17 protein-coding genes are annotated in these 16,174 nt (G+C 71.0%); 7 read left to right on the forward strand and 10 right to left on the reverse strand.

The genetic code is table 11. The features are described 5' to 3' along the window. Nucleotides 1-38 precede the first annotated feature (38 nt). From sbcB to AC07RV_RS08725, 4 genes are all read left to right on the forward strand, one after another. Complete coding sequence (gene sbcB, locus AC07RV_RS08710) at nt 39-1,481, forward strand: exodeoxyribonuclease I (RefSeq protein WP_296782890.1); 1,443 nt, start codon at nt 39-41, stop codon at nt 1,479-1,481. Between the two features lie 70 nt (nt 1,482-1,551). After that, complete coding sequence (locus tag AC07RV_RS08715; RefSeq protein WP_296782888.1) at nt 1,552-1,956, forward strand: DUF3574 domain-containing protein; 405 nt, start codon at nt 1,552-1,554, stop codon at nt 1,954-1,956. Beyond that, a complete protein-coding gene (locus AC07RV_RS08720) occupies nt 1,943-2,503 on the forward strand; it encodes a GNAT family N-acetyltransferase (protein WP_296782885.1) in 561 nt (186 codons plus the stop codon). Before AC07RV_RS08715 ends, AC07RV_RS08720 begins: the two co-directional genes overlap by 14 nt. Nucleotides 2,504-2,599: 96 nt before the next feature. Then, nucleotides 2,600-4,282: a cyclic peptide export ABC transporter gene (locus AC07RV_RS08725; protein ID WP_296782883.1), complete on the forward strand. Its 1,683-nt coding sequence runs from the start codon at nt 2,600-2,602 to the stop codon at nt 4,280-4,282. Nucleotides 4,283-4,286: 4 nt separating this feature from the next. On the opposite strand, the gene AC07RV_RS08730 is transcribed toward AC07RV_RS08725, so the two are convergent. Next, nucleotides 4,287-4,697 carry a GFA family protein gene (locus AC07RV_RS08730; RefSeq protein WP_296782881.1) on the reverse strand — a complete coding sequence of 137 codons (411 nt, stop codon included), beginning with the start codon at nt 4,695-4,697 and terminating at the stop codon, nt 4,287-4,289. Between the two features lie 114 nt (nt 4,698-4,811). Between AC07RV_RS08730 and AC07RV_RS08735 the strand changes: the two genes are divergently transcribed. Further along, entirely contained in the window at nt 4,812-5,654 is an 843-nt protein-coding gene (locus AC07RV_RS08735) for an NAD-dependent protein deacetylase (RefSeq protein ID WP_296782879.1), read from the forward strand. Between the two features lie 85 nt (nt 5,655-5,739). Here AC07RV_RS08735 and AC07RV_RS08740 read toward each other — a convergent pair whose 3' ends face one another. Beyond that, complete coding sequence (locus AC07RV_RS08740; RefSeq protein WP_296782877.1) at nt 5,740-7,020, reverse strand: amidohydrolase family protein; 1,281 nt, start codon at nt 7,018-7,020, stop codon at nt 5,740-5,742. A 58-nt stretch (nt 7,021-7,078) separates the two neighbouring features. Next, nucleotides 7,079-7,528 (reverse strand): hypothetical protein, encoded by a 450-nt coding sequence (locus AC07RV_RS08745; RefSeq protein ID WP_093342197.1) that lies wholly within the window; start codon nt 7,526-7,528, stop codon nt 7,079-7,081. 177 nt (nt 7,529-7,705) lie between these two features. Between AC07RV_RS08745 and cysC the strand changes: the two genes are divergently transcribed. Both cysC and AC07RV_RS08755 read left to right on the forward strand, forming a co-directional pair. Beyond that, nucleotides 7,706-8,242 (forward strand): adenylyl-sulfate kinase, encoded by a 537-nt coding sequence (gene cysC, locus AC07RV_RS08750; protein WP_296782875.1) that lies wholly within the window; start codon nt 7,706-7,708, stop codon nt 8,240-8,242. Continuing rightward, entirely contained in the window at nt 8,239-9,135 is an 897-nt protein-coding gene (locus AC07RV_RS08755) for a hypothetical protein (protein ID WP_296782873.1), read from the forward strand. The genes cysC and AC07RV_RS08755 overlap by 4 nt, the downstream gene beginning before the upstream one ends. Here the strand turns inward: AC07RV_RS08755 and AC07RV_RS08760 are convergent. The 7 genes from AC07RV_RS08760 to upp all read right to left on the reverse strand — a co-directional run bounded on the left by AC07RV_RS08760 (nt 9,114) and on the right by upp (nt 16,139). Beyond that, complete coding sequence (locus tag AC07RV_RS08760) at nt 9,114-10,037, reverse strand: ABC transporter permease (RefSeq protein ID WP_093342192.1); 924 nt, start codon at nt 10,035-10,037, stop codon at nt 9,114-9,116. The two genes, AC07RV_RS08755 and AC07RV_RS08760, sit on opposite strands and share 22 nt — an antisense overlap. Beyond that, nucleotides 10,034-11,098: an ABC transporter permease gene (locus AC07RV_RS08765; RefSeq protein WP_172705451.1), complete on the reverse strand. Its 1,065-nt coding sequence runs from the start codon at nt 11,096-11,098 to the stop codon at nt 10,034-10,036. Before AC07RV_RS08765 ends, AC07RV_RS08760 begins: the two co-directional genes overlap by 4 nt. Further along, nucleotides 11,098-12,699 (reverse strand): ABC transporter ATP-binding protein, encoded by a 1,602-nt coding sequence (locus tag AC07RV_RS08770; protein WP_296782870.1) that lies wholly within the window; start codon nt 12,697-12,699, stop codon nt 11,098-11,100. The genes AC07RV_RS08765 and AC07RV_RS08770 overlap by 1 nt, the downstream gene beginning before the upstream one ends. Further along, on the reverse strand, nt 12,696-13,427 hold the full coding sequence (locus tag AC07RV_RS08775; RefSeq protein WP_296782868.1) for an alpha/beta fold hydrolase: 732 nt from the start codon (nt 13,425-13,427) through the stop codon (nt 12,696-12,698). The genes AC07RV_RS08770 and AC07RV_RS08775 overlap by 4 nt, the downstream gene beginning before the upstream one ends. After that, entirely contained in the window at nt 13,424-14,371 is a 948-nt protein-coding gene (locus tag AC07RV_RS08780; RefSeq protein WP_296782904.1) for a 5'-methylthioadenosine/S-adenosylhomocysteine nucleosidase, read from the reverse strand. Before AC07RV_RS08780 ends, AC07RV_RS08775 begins: the two co-directional genes overlap by 4 nt. Nucleotides 14,372-14,379: 8 nt before the next feature. Continuing rightward, nucleotides 14,380-15,381: a BMP family protein gene (locus tag AC07RV_RS08785; RefSeq protein ID WP_057594817.1), complete on the reverse strand. Its 1,002-nt coding sequence runs from the start codon at nt 15,379-15,381 to the stop codon at nt 14,380-14,382. Nucleotides 15,382-15,509: 128 nt separating this feature from the next. After that, a complete protein-coding gene (gene upp / locus AC07RV_RS08790) occupies nt 15,510-16,139 on the reverse strand; it encodes a uracil phosphoribosyltransferase (RefSeq protein ID WP_093342184.1) in 630 nt (209 codons plus the stop codon). Nucleotides 16,140-16,174 lie beyond the last annotated feature (35 nt).

Here is a 16,174-nt window from a genome sequence, read left to right on the forward strand (position 1 = left end):
GCCGCACCCGGTATCCGCTTTCGCTTTTCCCCAACGACATGACCGCTCAAACCTTCCTCTGGCACGACTACGAAACCTTCGGCGCCGTCCCGCGCCGCGACCGGCCCTCGCAGTTCGCCGCCATCCGCACCGACGCGGCGCTCAACGAGATCGGCGAGCCGCTGATGATCTATTGCAAGCCCGCGCCCGACTACCTGCCGAGCCCGGAAGCCACGCTGATCACCGGCATCACGCCGCAGCTGTGCCTCGAACGCGGCCTGCCCGAGCACGAGTTCGCGGCGCAGATCGAGCGCGCCTTCTCGCAGCCCGGCACCATCGGCGTGGGCTACAACACCATCCGCTTCGACGACGAGGTCACGCGCTTCCTGTTCTGGCGCAACCTCATCGATCCCTATGCGCGCGAGTGGCAGAACGAGTGCGGCCGCTGGGACCTGCTCGACGTGGTGCGCCTGACCTATGCGCTGCGGCCCGACGGCATCCAGTGGCCGAAGAAGGAGGACGGCAGCCAGAGCTTCAAGCTCGAGGACCTCGCCAAGGCCAACGGCCTGCTGCACGAGTCGGCGCACGATGCGCTGTCGGACGTGCGCGCCACCATCGCGCTGGCACGGCTGATCCGCAACGCGCAGCCCAAGCTGTTCGACTTCGCCTTCGCGCTGCACCGCAAGGACCGCGTGGCCAGCGAGCTCGGCCTGCCGGCGGTGCGCGAGACCGCGAAGCCCTTCCTGCACGTCTCGGGCATGTTCCCGGCCGAGCGCGGCTGCCTGGCCGTGATGTGGCCGCTGGCCAGCCATCCCACCAACAAGAACGAGCTGCTGGCCTGGGACCTCGCGCACGACCCGAGCGAACTGCGCGACCTCGATGCCGACACCGTGCGCCTGCGCATGTTCACGCGCGCCGCCGAACTGCCCGAGGGCGTGGTGCGGCTGCCGATCAAGGGCGTGCACCTCAACAAGTCGCCGATGGTGGTGGGCAACCTGCGCACGCTGGCGGCGCCCATGGCCGAGCGCTGGGGCATCGATCTCGACACGGCCATGCGCCATGCCGCGATCGCGCGCGACCTGCCCGACATGAGCGCGATCTGGGCCAAGGTCTACGAACGGCCGAAGGAGGCCACGCCCGATGTCGACGAGGACCTCTACGGCGGCTTCGTCGGCAACGGCGACCGGCGCCGACTCAACCAGCTGCGCGCGCTCTCTCCGGCCGAGCTCGCGAAGGACCGCACCGGTTTCGACGACGGGCGGCTCGAGGAGATCGTGTTCCGCTACCGCGCGCGCAACTGGCCCGAGACGCTGAGCGAGGAAGAGACGCAGCGCTGGGAAGAGCACCGCGCGGCGCGGCTGTTCGAGGGCGAGGGCGGTGCCCGCACGGTCGAGGGCCTGTTCGCCGAGATCGATGCGCTGTCCGAGACGGTGGACGAGCAGGGCGAGGAGCTGCTGGGCGCGCTCTACGACTACGCCGACGCGATCGCGCCGTCGCGCTGAGCCTGCGGGGTCGTTCCTGCCGATGCCAATGCCATCGACGCGACGATTCCTGCACGGGCTCGCAGCCGCGATGCTGGCACTGTCGCTGTCGGGATGCGGCTCGTTCGCCACTTCGCCTGCCGCATCGCCGGGTGCGGCCTGCGCCCCAGGCCTCTCGCCCTTCGAGCGTGACACCCTCTATTTCGGCCGCGCCATCCCCACCGGCGGCCAGGTGTCCGAGGCCGAGTGGCTGCGCTTCCTCGACAGCACCGTGACCCCGGCCTTCCCGCAGGGCCTCACCGTGATCGACGCCGTGGGCCAATGGCGCGGCGAGGCGGGCGCGGTGGTGCGCGAGCCCTCGAAGATCGTGGTGCTGCTGCATCCGCGCGACGACAAGGCCGACGCGGCCGTCGCCCAGATCATCGCGGCCTACCGCCAGGCTTTCGCCCAGGAGGCCGTGCTGCAGGAAAGGCAGGCCGTCTGTGTCCGGTTCTGAACAGAAGACCGCAGCGGATGTCGTCCGGCGGCTGGTGCCGGCCGACGCGGTGGCCTATCGCGCGCGCATGCTCGATGCCTACGAGCGGCATCGCAGCGCCTTCACCTCCACAGCGGCCGAGCGCGGCGCCTTGCCGCTGCGCTGGTGGGAAGAGCGGCTGGCGCCGGGCGACGACACGGCCGACGTGGTCTACGGTGCCTTCAACGCCAGCGGGCTGGTCGGCGCGGCCGGCCTGAGCTTCGAGCGGCGCGAACGCGCGCGGCACAAGGCGACGCTGTTCGGCATGTCGGTGGCCGAATCGGCCCGGCAGGCGGGCTTCGGCTGCCGGCTGGTGCTGGCGCTGCTGGACCACGCCCGCCAGCGGCCGGGCCTGCGCCTGGTGCAGCTCACCGTGACCGAAGGCAACGATGCCGCCCAGCGGCTCTACGAACGCTGCGGCTTTCAGTCTTTCGGCGTCGAGCCGCTGGCGATCGCGCTCGACGGCCAACTGCTGGGCAAAGTGCACATGTGGTGCGACTTGCTGCAGCCCGGCCACTCGCAAGGCTGAGCCCGGGGCGGGGCGGTTTCGCCCGGCTGCTACGATCCGCGGCCTTCTCGCTGCCGGACCGCGCCATGCGGCCTTCGTTTCGCCGAACCAGCCCGAATGCCCCAAGCCACCACCACCGATCTCTTCCTGGGCCCGAACGGCCTGCTGCGCCGCCACGCGCTCGGCCTTGGCGTGGCGACACTCGCGGGCGTTGGCGGCAGCGCCGCGACGGTCGCGCTGCTCGCGCTCATCAACCGCATGCTGCATGCCGAGGGCGGCCTGGCCTCGGGCCTGGCGCTGGCCTTCGTGGGCCTCGCATTGCTCACGCTGGCCGGGCGCGTGCTTTCCGACGCGCTCACCAACCGCATCGGGCAGGACATCCTGCGCAGCCTGCGGACCCGGCTCGCGCAGCGGATCCTCGCGGCGCCCATCGACGAGCTCGAGCGCTTCCGCACCCACCGGCTGACGCCCGTGCTGACGCACGACATCGGCATGGTGAGCGGCCTGTGCCTGGGCCTGCCGATGACGGTGGTCTCCGCGACCATCGTGCTCGGTTGCCTGGGCTGGCTGGTCTGGCTCTCGTGGCAGCTCGCGGCGCTGCTGGCTGTGGTGATGGCGGGCGGCATCGCGATCCACCGGCTGGCGCTCGAACGTGCCATCGCCGGCTTCGACGCGGCGCGCGAGGGCGAGGATGCATTGCACAAGGCCTGGCGCCGGCTCGGCGACGCGGCCAAGGAGCTGCGCCTGAGCCGCGGCCGTCGCGCGCAGGTCTATCAGGGCGAGATCCTGCGCAGCGTCGACGACATCCGCCAGGCCAGCGTGAAGGCCGGCGATGCCTTCTCGTTCGCGCACGAGGCCGGCTCGGCGCTGTACTTCCTGTTCATCGCCGTGGTCTTCGGCGCGGCCCGCTTCTGGAACCTGTCGGCCGAGGCGCTCAGCGGCTTCGTGCTGGCGCTGCTCTACCTCAAGGGGCCGATGGACCAGGTGCTGGGCTTCCTGCCGTTCTTCGCGCGGGCGCGCGTGGCGCTGGGCCGGGTCGCCGAACTGACCGAGCGCTTCGAGAGCCCGGAACCCGGGCTGGCCGATGCGGTCGTCGGCATGGGCGCGCGCCCGGCCTTCGCCGAGGCCATCGCGCTCAGCGGCGTCCGCTACGCCTTCGCGCCCGCGGAAGCCGAGGACGGCGCGCAAGCCTCGCAGGTCACCGCACCGTTCGTCTTCGGCCCGATCGACCTGCGCATCGCGCGCGGCGAGATCCTCTTCATCGCGGGCGACAACGGCTCGGGCAAGACCACCTTCCTCAAGCTGCTGACCGGCCTCTACCTGCCGCAGTCCGGCACGCTGACGGTCGATGGCGAGGCGGTGACCGACGCGAGCCGCGACACCTACCGCCAGCTGTTCTCGCCGGTGCTCTCGGACTTCCACCTGTTCGAGGCGCTGACCGACGAGCCCGGCCTCACGCACGCGCAGCGCGACGATCTCGCGCGTGCCGGCCTGGCGCGGCTCGCGCTCGAGGGCAAGGTGGCGGTCAACGACGGTGCCTTCAGCACCATCGATCTCTCGACCGGCCAGCGCAAGCGGCTCGCGCTGGTGCATGCCTGGGTCGAGGCGCGACCCGTGATGGTGTTCGACGAATGGGCGGCCGACCAGGATCCGAGCTTTCGCCACCAGTTCTATACCGAGCTGCTGCCGGAGCTGCGCGCCAAGGGCCACACGCTGGTCGTCATCTCACACGACGACCGCTACTTCGGCGTGGCCGACCGCGTCGTGCACTTCCGCGACGGGCGCATCGCCGCCGCCTGAGATTTCAGGTGGCCTGGCCCTCGATCGCGGGCAGCGCGCTCAGGTCTTGCGACCAGTCGAGCGCCGAGCGGCACCATTGCCGGCGCCGCGGCGGCAGCAGCGCGCGTTGCGCCAGCGGGCCGATGCGCAGCGAGTAGGCCGGCGGCGTGTCGCTGTCCGCGCTCGATGCGATCGGTGTGCCGCAGTGCTCGCAGAAGCTCTGGCGCCGCCGCGTGCCGCTCTCGGCCGTCTTCACGTAGACCTTCGGCGTGCCCGCGAGCAGCCGGAAGCTCGCGGCCGGCACGGTGGCCGACACACGGTAGGCGGTGCCCGAGAGCACCTGGCAGTCAGTGCAGTTGCACAGCGCGACCTTCTCGGGGTCGACCTCGGCTTCGTAGCGGATGCGGCCGCAATGGCAGGCGCCCTGGACGTTCATGCGAGCTCCTCGTGGGGGATGCCGGCATCGTAGGAAGGACGGCGCGCGGCCGCAACGGCGGCCCCGATTTCCCCCGTGCGCACGGCCCTGGCCCGGCCCACGTATGCTCCCCGCATGGACGCCACCGCCGCCGCGCTCGCCGACTTCGCCACGCGCCACCGCAAGCTGTTCGTGCTGACCGGCGCGGGCTGCAGCACCGAATCGGGCATCCCCGACTACCGCGATGCACGCGGCGAATGGAAGCGGCCGTCGCCCGTGACCTACCAGGCCTTCATGGGCGAGGAGGCGACCCGACGCCGCTACTGGGCGCGCAGCCTGATCGGCTGGCCGACCATGGCGCTGGCCCGGCCGGGTGCCGCGCACCGCGCGCTGTCGCGGCTCGAGGCGGCCGGCCGCGTCGGCCTGCTGCTGACCCAGAACGTCGACGGCCTGCACGAGGCCGCCGGCAGCCGCGCCACCATCGACCTGCACGGGCGCATCGACACCGTGCGCTGCATGGGCTGCGAACGCCGCATGCCGCGCGCTGAGCTGCAGCGCGAACTGCGCGCGCGCAATCCGCGCTGGGCCGCGCTCGAGGCGCGCGCGGCACCCGACGGCGATGCCGATCTCGAGGGCCACGACTTCTCGGCCTTCGACGTGCCGGCCTGCGCCCATTGCGGCGGCCTGCTCAAGCCCGACGTGGTGTTCTTCGGCGAGAGCGTGCCGCGGGAGCGCGTCGCCGCCGCCTTCGCAGCGCTCGAGGCCGCCGATGGGGTGCTGGTGGCGGGCTCGTCGCTGATGGTCTATTCGGGCTTCCGCTTCGTGCAGGCAGCCGCGGCGGCCGGCAAGCCGGTGGCCGCGGTGAACCTCGGGCGTACGCGGGCCGACGCGCTGCTGGCGCTCAAGGTCGAGCGGCCGGTGGGCGAGGCGCTGGCGGCACTGGCCGAGGCGCTGGCGCCCGAATCGCGCGCGGCCTAGCTAGCTATCGCAACGCGCGGATGAAGCCATCCACCGCCGAGGTGCAGCCACCCGGCCGGCGGAGTTGCGCGAGCGGCGCGAAGGCTCAGGCCTTCGGCAGGCTCCAGCTCGTCGCGTCGCCGCGGCCCGGCAGGTGCAGCGAGGCCGTCGCCGCCGGCGTCTCGGCCAGCAGCCGGCCCTTGCGGAACACCTTCAGGCGCGTGGCGCGCAGCCGGATCGCCTCGACGGGATCGCGCGCCTGCAGCAGCACGAAGCTCGCATCGCAACCGGCCTCGAGGCCGTAGTTCTCGAGGTGCATCACGCGCGCGGCGTTGGTGGTCACGGCCTCGAAGCACTGGCGGATGCCGGCCTGGCTGGTCATCTGCGCCACGTGCAGGCCCATGTGCGCCACCTCGAGCATGTCGCCCGAGCCCATGCCGTACCAGGGGTCCATCACGCAGTCGTGGCCGAAGGCGACGTTGACGCCGGCGGCCAGCAGCTCGGGCACGCGCGTCATGCCGCGGCGCTTGGGGTAGCTGTCATGGCGGCCCTGCAGCGTGATGTTGATCAGCGGATTCGATACCACGCTCACGCCGGCCTCGGCGATCAGCGGCAGCAGCTTGCTCACGTAGTAGTTGTCCATCGAATGCATCGAGGTGCAGTGCGAACCCGTGACCCGGCCCTGCAGGCCCAGGCGCTGCGTCTCGAAGGCCAGGGTCTCGATGTGGCGCGAGAGCGGGTCGTCGGATTCGTCGCAGTGCATGTCGACCAGCTTGCCGCGCTCGGCCGCGATCTCGCACAGCCGCTTCACGCTGGCCGCGCCGTCGGCCATGGTGCGCTCGAAGTGCGGGATGCCGCCGACCACGTCCACGCCCTTGTCGAGCGCGCGCTCGATGTTCTCGAGTCCGCCCGGGATGCGCAGCGCGCCGTCCTGCGGGAAGGCCACCAGCTGCAGGTCGAGGTACGGCGCCACGCGGCGCTTGACCTCGAGCAGCGCGTCGACCGCCAGCAGGCTGGCATCGCTGGTGTCGACATGCGAGCGCACCGCGAGCAGCCCCTTGGCCACGGCCCAGTCGCAGTAGGCCAGCGCGCGCTCGATCAGCGCCTCGGCCGTCAGCAGGGGCTTGAGCTCGCCCCACAGCGCGATGCCCTCGAGCAGCGTGCCGCTCTGGTTGACGCGCGGCAGGCCGTAGCTCAGCGTGGCATCCATGTGGAAATGCGGGTCGACGAAATGCGGCGCGACCAGCTGGCCGGCGGCATCGAGCGTGTCGTGCGCCGGCGCGGCCAGGCCGGCCGTGACTTCGGCGATGCGGCCGTCCTGCACGGCGATCGACATGCCGGTGCGGCCGTCGGGGAGGGTGGCGTTGGTGAGGAGGAGGTCGAGCATCGTGGGGCTTGGGGATCGTTGTGGGGAGATTCGGCCTGGCGTGGCCGGTTGGCTGGCCTCAGCGCGTGCGCTGCGGCCGGAAGCGGTACTGGCCCGGTGCCGGGCCGACCTCGATGGTCACGCGCCGCAGCTTGTCGTCGTGCCCCGAGTCGGCCTTGGCCGTCAGCACGATGCCGCGCGGCGTGGCGCGGCAGGTCAGCTCGCTGAGCGCGATCTCGGCATGGTCGTTGTCGAGCTCGGCGATGGGGACCGTGTGCGCGGCCTGCAGGCTGCCGTTGGCGTCGCGCGCCATCCATTGCACATAGAGAAAAGACTGCGCGTACTGCTCGGCATGCACCACGCGGTAGGTGCCCTGGTGGTTCGGTCCCCAGGTGCCGCAGAGCTGGACCCAGGTGACGGCATCGGGCGTCTGGAAGCGGTCGTAGCCGTAGTCGGTGCCCAGTGCATGGGCGGCCGTGCCGCACGCGAGCACGGCGGCGATCGAGGCGGATTGGAGGAAGTTCGGCATGGGTGTGTGGAGAGCGATGGCGGGCCATCGTAATTCTCTACTCAGAATTTTTTACCTTGCAGAGACAAAAGTCCGAGGGGTGCCGCTTACGCTTTGAAAACAATGAAGCGCGATGACCTTGACTTCGGACCTGGCGTCCTGGCACTGCCGGGGCATCCCGGCGGTCCATCATGCGTCATGTGGATGACCGGGCTGTCCGGCGCGGGCAAATCCACCATCGCGCAGGGCCTGCGGGCCCGTCTGCAGGGCGAGCAGGTGGCCAGCGTCGTGCTCGACGGCGACGAGGTGCGCGCCGGCCTGAGCCAGGGGCTGGGGTTCAGCCAGGCCGACCGCAGCGAGAGCATCCGGCGGATGGCCGAGGTCGCCCGGCTGCTGAGCCGGCAGGGTATGGTCGTGATCGTCGCGGCCATCACGCCGTTGCAGGCGCAGCGCACGATGGCGCGCGAGATCGTCGGCGAGGCCTACCGCGAGATCCACGTGCATGCGCCGTTCGCGCTGTGCGAGCAGCGCGACGTGAAGGGGCTCTATGCCCGGGCGCGCCGCAACGAGATCGCGGCGTTCACCGGCATCTCCGACAGCTACGAGCCGCCCGTGGCGCCCGACCTGGTCATCGACACCTCGGCCTGCCGGCTGGCCGACGCCGTGGAGTCGCTGATGCTGGCTTTCAGCACGGCTTCACGGCCGGTCGTCGCTCCCCTGGGCACCCGCGCATGAAGCACCACCTGCTGATCGCCGGCACGGGCCGCGCGGGCACGACATTCCTGGTGGAGTACCTCGCCGAATGCGGCCTGGACACCCACATCGCGCGCGACCAGTACCGGGGCTACGACGAGGACGCCAACGCGGGCCTCGAGGACCTCCCGCTGAACGACCCCGATGCACCCTACGTGATCAAGTCGCCCTGGCTGTTCGAGTACGTGGAGCGCGTGCTGGCCGACGAGCAGACGGTGGTCGACGCCGTCGTCATCCCGATGCGCGGCATCGTGGAGGCGGCCGCCAGCCGCACCGTCAACGAGCTGCGCGCGCGCCATGCCATGCCCGGCCTGCACGAGGACTGCAAGCAATGGGAGACCTGGGGCACGACGGCGGGCGGGGTGGTCTATTCGCTCAACCCGATCGACCAGGCGCGCCTGCTCGCGCTGGGTTTCCACGAGCTGCTGCATGCGCTGGTGAAGCGGAACGTGCCGATCGTGCTGCTCGACTTCCCGCGTTTCATCGAGGACCCGGACTATCTGTACGGTGCCTTGAGCGCCACGCTGGGCGACGGCGTCGACCGCGCTTCGGCCCTGCGCGCCCATGCCCGCGTCGCGGAGCCATCGAAGGTGCGCATCGGACGCGAGCTGGCCGAGCCGGCGGCCGGTGCCGAGGCCGTGGGCACGCCGCGTCTCGCGTTCCCGAACCATGCCGCGCTGGACCGCAGCGCGCTCAAGCGCGAACTGGCCAACGCGAGCCGCCGCGTCGCGCAGCTGGAACGGCAGATCGCCGAGCTGCGCAACTCGCGTTCATGGCGCATCACCGCGCCATTGCGTGCACTGGTGCAGCTGCTGCGCCGCGGCGGCGAACCGGCGCTGCCGGCCGCCACCCCTCAGCGTTCGCCCTTGCGGTAGGGCTTCATCAGCGCCTGCGGATAGCTGGCCTTGCGGGCCACGAGCACCAGCGCGAGGATCGACAGCAGGTAGGGCAGCATCAGGTACAGCTGATACGGCAGGAAGGCATCGCCCGATTGCTGCAGGCGAAGCTGGAGCGCGTCGAAGAAGGCGAACAGCAGCGCACCCAGCAAGGCTTTGCCCGGCCGCCACGAGGCGAACACCACCAGCGCCACGCAGATCCAGCCGCGGCCGTTGACCATGTTGAAGAAGAAGGCGTTGAAGGCCGACAGCGTGAGGAAGGCGCCCGCCACGCCCATCAGCGCCGAGCCGGCGACGATGGCGCCGGTGCGCGTGGCCGCGACCGACACGCCCTGGCTCTCGGCCGCTTGCGGGTTCTCGCCGACCATGCGCAGCGCCAGGCCCAGCGGCGTGCGGTAGAGCAGCCAGGCCACCGCGGGCACCAGCGCCAGCGCGAGCAGGGTCAGCGGCGTCTGGGCGCCGAGCACCGGGATGTGCAGCCACTCCATGGGCGCGAAGGGCACGATGGTCGGCGGCGTGTTGACCTTCGGGAAGCTCACGCGGTAGCCGAAGTAGCTCAGCGCGGTCGCGAGCATGGTGATGCCCAGCCCCGACACGTGCTGCGAGAGCGCCAGCCCCACGGTCAGGAAGGCATGCAGCAGCCCGAACACGGCGCCCGTGAGCGCCGCGATGCCCACGCCCGCCCACAGCGGCGCGCCCAGGTACACCGCGAGCCAGCCGGTGAAGGCGCCAGCGACCATGATCCCCTCGATGCCGAGGTTGAGCACGCCGGCGCGCTCGCACAGCAGCACGCCGAGCGTGCCGAGGATCAGCGGCGTGGCGATGCGCAGCACCGCGACCCAGAAGGCGGGGTTGGCGAGGATGTCGAGCAGGTCGGTCATCGGCTCCTCCGCACGCGGTACTGGGTCAGCAGCGTCGCCACCAGCACCGCGATCAGCGAGGCCGCGACGATCACGTCGGCGATGTAGGTCGGCACGCCGACGGCGCGGCTCATGGTGTCGGCGCCGACCAGCACGCCGGCCACGAACACGCCGGCGGCGATCACGCCCAGCGGATGCAGGCCGGCCAGCATCGCGATCACGATGCCGGTGTAGCCATAGCCGGGCGACATGTCGAGCGTGACGTAGCTGGTGCGGCCCGCGACCTCGATCGCGCCCGCCAGCCCCGCCAGCGCGCCCGACAGCAGCGCCACCGAGACCACGGTGCGCGTCACCGGCACGCCGGCGAAGGCGGCGGCGCGCGCATTGGCGCCGACGGCGCGGATGTCGAAGCCCAGCACCGTGTACTTGAAGACCGCCCACACCATCACCGCGAGCGACACGGCCCACAGCAGCCCGGTGTGGACGCGCGTCTGGGCGATCAGCTTGCCGAGCTCCAGGTCGGACTGCAGCGACACGCTCTGCGGCCAGCCCATGGCGGTCGGGTCCTTCATCGGCCCGTCGAGCAGCGCCGACACGCCCAGCAGCACGATGAAGTTGATCAGCAGCGTGGTCACGACCTCGTCGACGCCGAGCCTGTTCTTCATCAACGCCGGGCCCAGCAGCATCAGCGCGCCCGCCACGGCGGCGGCCAGCATCATCAGCGGGAACAGCAGCCAGGGCGACAGCTCGAAGCCGGTGCCGCCGTGCATGCCGCCCACGGCGACAGCGGCCAGCGCACCCGCGTAGAGCTGCCCCTCGGCGCCGATGTTGAACAGCCGCGCCTTGAACGCGACCGTGGCGGCCAGGCCGGTGAGGATCAGCGGGATCGCGCGCGTGAGGGTCTCGCTCCAGGCGAACACCGAGCCGAAGCCGCCCTGCAGCAGCAGCGCATAGGTGCGGCCCACGGGCGCGCCGGCCCACAGCACCAGCAGCGCGCTGATCGCGAGCGTGAAGGCGACCGCGCCGATGGGCGCCAGGACCAGCGCGGTGCGCGAGGCCTGGTGGCGTCGTTCGAGCCGCATCATGGCGTGGCCTCCTTCGCGGTGGAGGTGGTGGAGACGGTGGCACCGGCCATCGCCAGGCCGATCGCCTCGCGCGTCCAGGCCGAGGCGGCGCGCGCCTCGCCCAGGTGGCCGCCGTGCATCACCGCCACGCGGTCGCCGAGCGCCAGCACCTCGTCGAGGTCGTCGGAGATCACGAGCACGGCCGCGCCGGCATCGCGCGCGGCGATCAGCTGCTGCTGCACATAGGCCACGGCGCCGATGTCCAGGCCCCAGGTCGGCTGGTGCGCCACGATCAGGCGCGGGGCCTGGGTCGGGTACCTGCGTTCCTCGTCGCGGCCGGGCTCGGGCTGCTCGGGCGGCAGCAGGGCGCGGCCGAGGATCAGCTTCTGCATGTTGCCGCCCGACAGCGAGCGCGCCGGCGCCATCAGGCCGGCGCCGCGCACGTCAAAGGCCTGCTCGATGCGACGCGCATGCAGCCGGGCGGCCGCGCGCTTCACGAACATCGCGCCGCGCGAGAACACCGGGCTGCGCAGCCGCTCCGACACCGCGTTCTCCCACACCGGCAGGTCGCCGACCACGCCGACCGCATGCCGGTCCTCGGGAATGCGCGCCACCCCGCGCTGCACCAGGCGCGCGGGCGAGGGCGGCAGGGCGCGGCCCATGAGCTGCGCGCGGCCCGCGGTGGCGCGGCGGGTGCCGCACAGCAGCTCGGCCAGCGCCACCTGCCCGTTGCCCGAGACGCCCGCGATCGCGGTGATCTCGCCCGCGCGCAGCGTCAGCGAGACCTCGCGCAGCCGGTCCTGGCCGCCGCTCTTCGAAGCCGCGGTGCTCACGCGGTCGAGCACGCAGACCGCGTCGCCGACCGACTTCGCGGGCCGGCGCTGCGGCGCCTCGACCGCATGCCCGACCATCCACAGCGCGAGCTGCGCCTGCGTGGTGTCGGCCGTGGCGGCCTCGGCCACCAGCTTGCCGCCGCGCAGCACGGCCACGCGATGCGACACCCGCAGCACTTCGCCGAGCTTGTGGCTGATGAAGATCACCGACAGGCCCTGCGCCACCATCTGCGAGAGCGTGGCGAACAGCGCCTCGCTCTCCTGCGGCGTGAGCACGGCGGTGGGTTCGTCGAGGATCAGGATGCGCGCGCCGCGGTACAGCGCCTTGAGGATCTCCACGCGCTGGCGCTCGCCCACCGAGAGGCTCCCGATGGTCGCCTCGGGCCGCACCGGCAGCCCGAAGCGCTGCGCCACCTCGAGCAGCCGGGCCCGCGCGGCCGCGCGGCGCGACAGCGGGCGCCACAGCGGCTCGGTGCCCATGGTCACGTTGTCGAGCACGCTGAGGTTGTCGGCCAGCGTGAAGTGCTGGTGCACCATGCCGACGCCCGCGGCCAGTGCGGCCTTGGGGTTGCCGGGCGCGAGCGGCGCGCCGAAGACCTCGATGCGGCCTTCGTCGGCGACGTAGTGGCCGAACAGGATCGACATCAGCGTCGACTTGCCGGCACCGTTCTCGCCGAGCAGCGCCAGCACTTCGCCGGCGCGCAGGTCGAGGGAGATGGCATCGTTGGCGACCAGGCTGCCGAAGCGCTTGGTGATGCCTTCGAGCCGGAGCACGTTGGGATTCATGGTGTGGCGGGCGCGGACAGGGCGCGCTCGCGGCAGAAATTGTCGATGACCCGGGCCGCGGCGGCGGGCGAGGCCTGCAGCAGTCCGTGCGGCCCGTCGAGCCGGACGATGCGCAGCGCCGGCAAGGCGCGCTCGATGATCGCGGCCGCCTTCGCGGGCACCAGGCGGTCCTGCAGCGCCTGCAGGTACAGCGCGGGCACGCGGATGCGGGGCAGCAGCGCGGTCACGTTCACGCGCTGCACCGCCCGCAGGCGATGCGTCATCACGGCCGTCGAGACCTTGCCGAGCGCGGCCTGCAGTTGCGCGCCCAGGCGCGGATCGGCGCCGCGCCCCAGCAGCATGCGCTGCATGGGCGCCCGCAGCGGTGCCGCATGCAGGAACTTCATCGCCAGCCCGAGCAGGCCGCCGCGCAGCAGCGCGAGCCCGGGCGCGGGAGCTCGTGCGAAGCTGCAGCACAGGATGAGGCCGCGCAGGCCCGGCGGCGGCGTGGCCGCGATCGCGATGGCGAGCGGGCCCGAGAAGGATTCGCCGAGCAGCACGAAGGGCTCGCCGGCCGGCAGTTGCGCGCGGATGCGGGGCTCGAGTTCGTCGTAGCCCTGCGGCTCGGAACCCGGGTAGCGCACGATGTCGACCCGCGTGTGCGGGTCGAGGGCTTCCTGCAGCGGTTCGAACAGATCGCCCGTGCCATCCATGCCGGGCAGCAGAACGAGGCGGATCGGCGCCGTCACTTCCAGGCAGCCAGGAACGCCAGCATGACCTTCGCGGAGTTGTCGGCCGCGATGTTCATGAAGGTGCCCATCTCGTTCTCGCCATCGCCGCCGCCGGCCAGGTCGCTGAGCGAGCGGAAGGCGATGTAGGGCACGCCGTTGCTGTAGGCCACCATGCCCACGGCCGCGGTCTCCATGTCGAGCACGTTGGCCTGGAAGGTCTTGAAGGTGTATTCGCGATAGGCCTTGTTGTCCATGAAGGCCTGGCCCGAGACACCGTTGCCGCCCACCACCAGCTGGGGCTTGCGCGCCAGGCACTTGCCGGCGCTGCAGCTCGCGAGGTCGACGTTGCGGATGCCGCGCGCCACCTCGAGCATCTTCGGGTCGGCCTCGAACCAGAACTTGCGCTCGATGCCGGGCCGCGCGGCCGAGCGCACCTCGACCGGGCGCGGGAACATCATGCCGAAGTTGGGCAGGGTGGCGTCGGTGATGAAGGGCGGGGCGGCGTACTTGCCGGGCGTGGTCTCGCGCGCCATCAGCACTTCGAGGTACTGGCCCCACTGGGCCGGCACCGTCACGTCGCCGACGTGCAGCGCGGGGTTCACGCCGCCCGCGATGCCGCTGAACACGATGTTCGTGACGCGGAAGCGGTTCAGCGCGAGCTGCGTGTTCATGGTCGCGTTGGTCATGCTGATGCCCGAGAGGAACAGCACGACCGGCTTGCCCTCGAGCGTGCCTGTGGTGAATTCGACGCCGTTCACGCCGTGCTTCGCCGCGCCCTGCAGGCGCGCGAGCAGCAGCTTGAGTTCGGGCTCGAAGGCCGAGATGACCGCGATGCGCGGCGTGTCGTCGAGCCGGGTGCCGCTGTTGATGCTGACGCCGGTGCCCTTGTAGACACCGACGCAGCCCGCGAGGCCGAAGGCCAGCACGCCGGCCGCGAGCAGGGAACGCCAGCGCAGGGTCATCGGGCGGCTCATTTCGCCGTGGACTTGGGTTGGCCGTCGTCCACCTTCACGGTGAACTTGCCGGCGAGGATGTCGGCCTGCTTGGCCTTGACCTTGGCGACGATCTCGGCCGGCACCTTCTTCTCGAAGGTGCCCAGCGGCGCGAGTTCGGAGCCCTTGTACTTCATCTGCGAGTAGATGCCGTAGTCCTCGGCGGCGAACTTGCCTTCCTTCACCAGCTTGATCGCGCGGTCGGCCGAGGGCTCGAAGTTCCACAGCGCCGAGGCGACCACGGTGTCGGGATACTGGGCCTGGGTGTCGATCACGTTGCCGATCGCGAGCTTGCCCTTTTCCTTGGCGGCATCCGAGACGCCGAAGCGCTCGGCGTACATGATGTCGGCGCCCTTGTCGATCATCGCGAAGGCCGCTTCCTTGGCCTTGGGCGGGTCGAACCAGCTGTTGATGAAGCTCACGCTGAACTCGACCTTGGGATTGGTCTCCTTGGCGCCGGCCATGAACGCGTTCATCAGGCGGTTGACCTCGGGGATCGGGAAGCCGCCGACCATGCCGATGCGGTTGCTCTTGGTCATGCCGCCGGCGACCATGCCGCTGAGGTAGGCCGGCTCCTGGATGTAGTTGTCGAACACGCTGAAGTTGGGCGCCTGCGGCTTGAGCGAGGAGCCCATCAGGAAGGCGACCTTCGGAAAGTCCTTGGCGACCTTGCGCGCCGCGGCCTCGACGCCGAACACCTCGCCGAGGATCAGCTGGTTGCCGCCGGTGGCGTATTCGCGCATCACGCGCTCGTAGTCGGCGTTGCTGACGTTCTCGGTGGCCTTGTACTCGATCTCGCCGCGCGCCTCGGCGGCCTTCAGCGCCTTGTGGATGCGGCCCACCCATTGCTGCTCGAAGGGGACGGTGTAGACCGCCGCCACCTTGAGCTTGGCCTGCGCGAGGGCGAGGCCGGGAAGGCCGGCCGCGAGGGCCGCGGCGATGGCGATGGAACGAACGATCAGGGGGCGGCGTGCTGTCACGGTGCTTCTCCTCGGGTGATGGATCTGGTGGAACTGGTGCGGGCTCGGATCGTCGCACCGCGCCCTGCGCGGGGCGGTGGACCGATGCTGCGAAGCAGGAACCGGGCCGCTTCTCTTCTTGTCTGCGTTTACTTGGTGCCGAAGATGCGGTCGCCGGCGTCGCCGAGGCCCGGCAGGATGTAGCCGTGGTCGTTGAGCTCGCGGTCGATCGCGGCGGTGTAGATCGGCACGTCGGGGTGCGCCTTCTGCATGGTCGCCACGCCCTCGGGGCAGGTCAGCAGGCAGACGAACTTGATCGACTTGGGATTGAGTTCCTTGAGCCGCTCGACCGCCGCCACCGCCGAGTTGCCGGTGGCCAGCATCGGGTCGACCACGATCACGTCGCGGCTGTCCATCTCGCCGGGCATCTTGAAGTAGTACTCGACCGCGGTCAGCGTCTTCGGGTCGCGATACAGGCCGATGTGGCCGACGCGCGCGCCGGGCACCACGGTGAGCATGCCGTCCAGGATGCCGGTGCCCGCGCGCAGGATCGACACCAGCACCAGCTTCTTGCCGTCGATGACCTTGGCCTGCATGGTCTCGAGCGGCGTCTCGACCTCGACGTCCTGCATCGGCATGTCGCGCGTGACCTCGTAGGCCATGAGCATGCTGATCTCGTTGAGGAGCCGGCGGAAGCTGTTGGTGGACGCGTCCTTGCGGCGCATCAGCGTGAGCTTGTGCTGGACGAGGGGGTGGTCGAGGAGGTGGACGTTGCTCATTGGAATTCTTCGATTCGTTCTGCGTTGGCGAAACC

This window comes from Variovorax sp. GW821-FHT09B01, assembly GCF_059418345.1.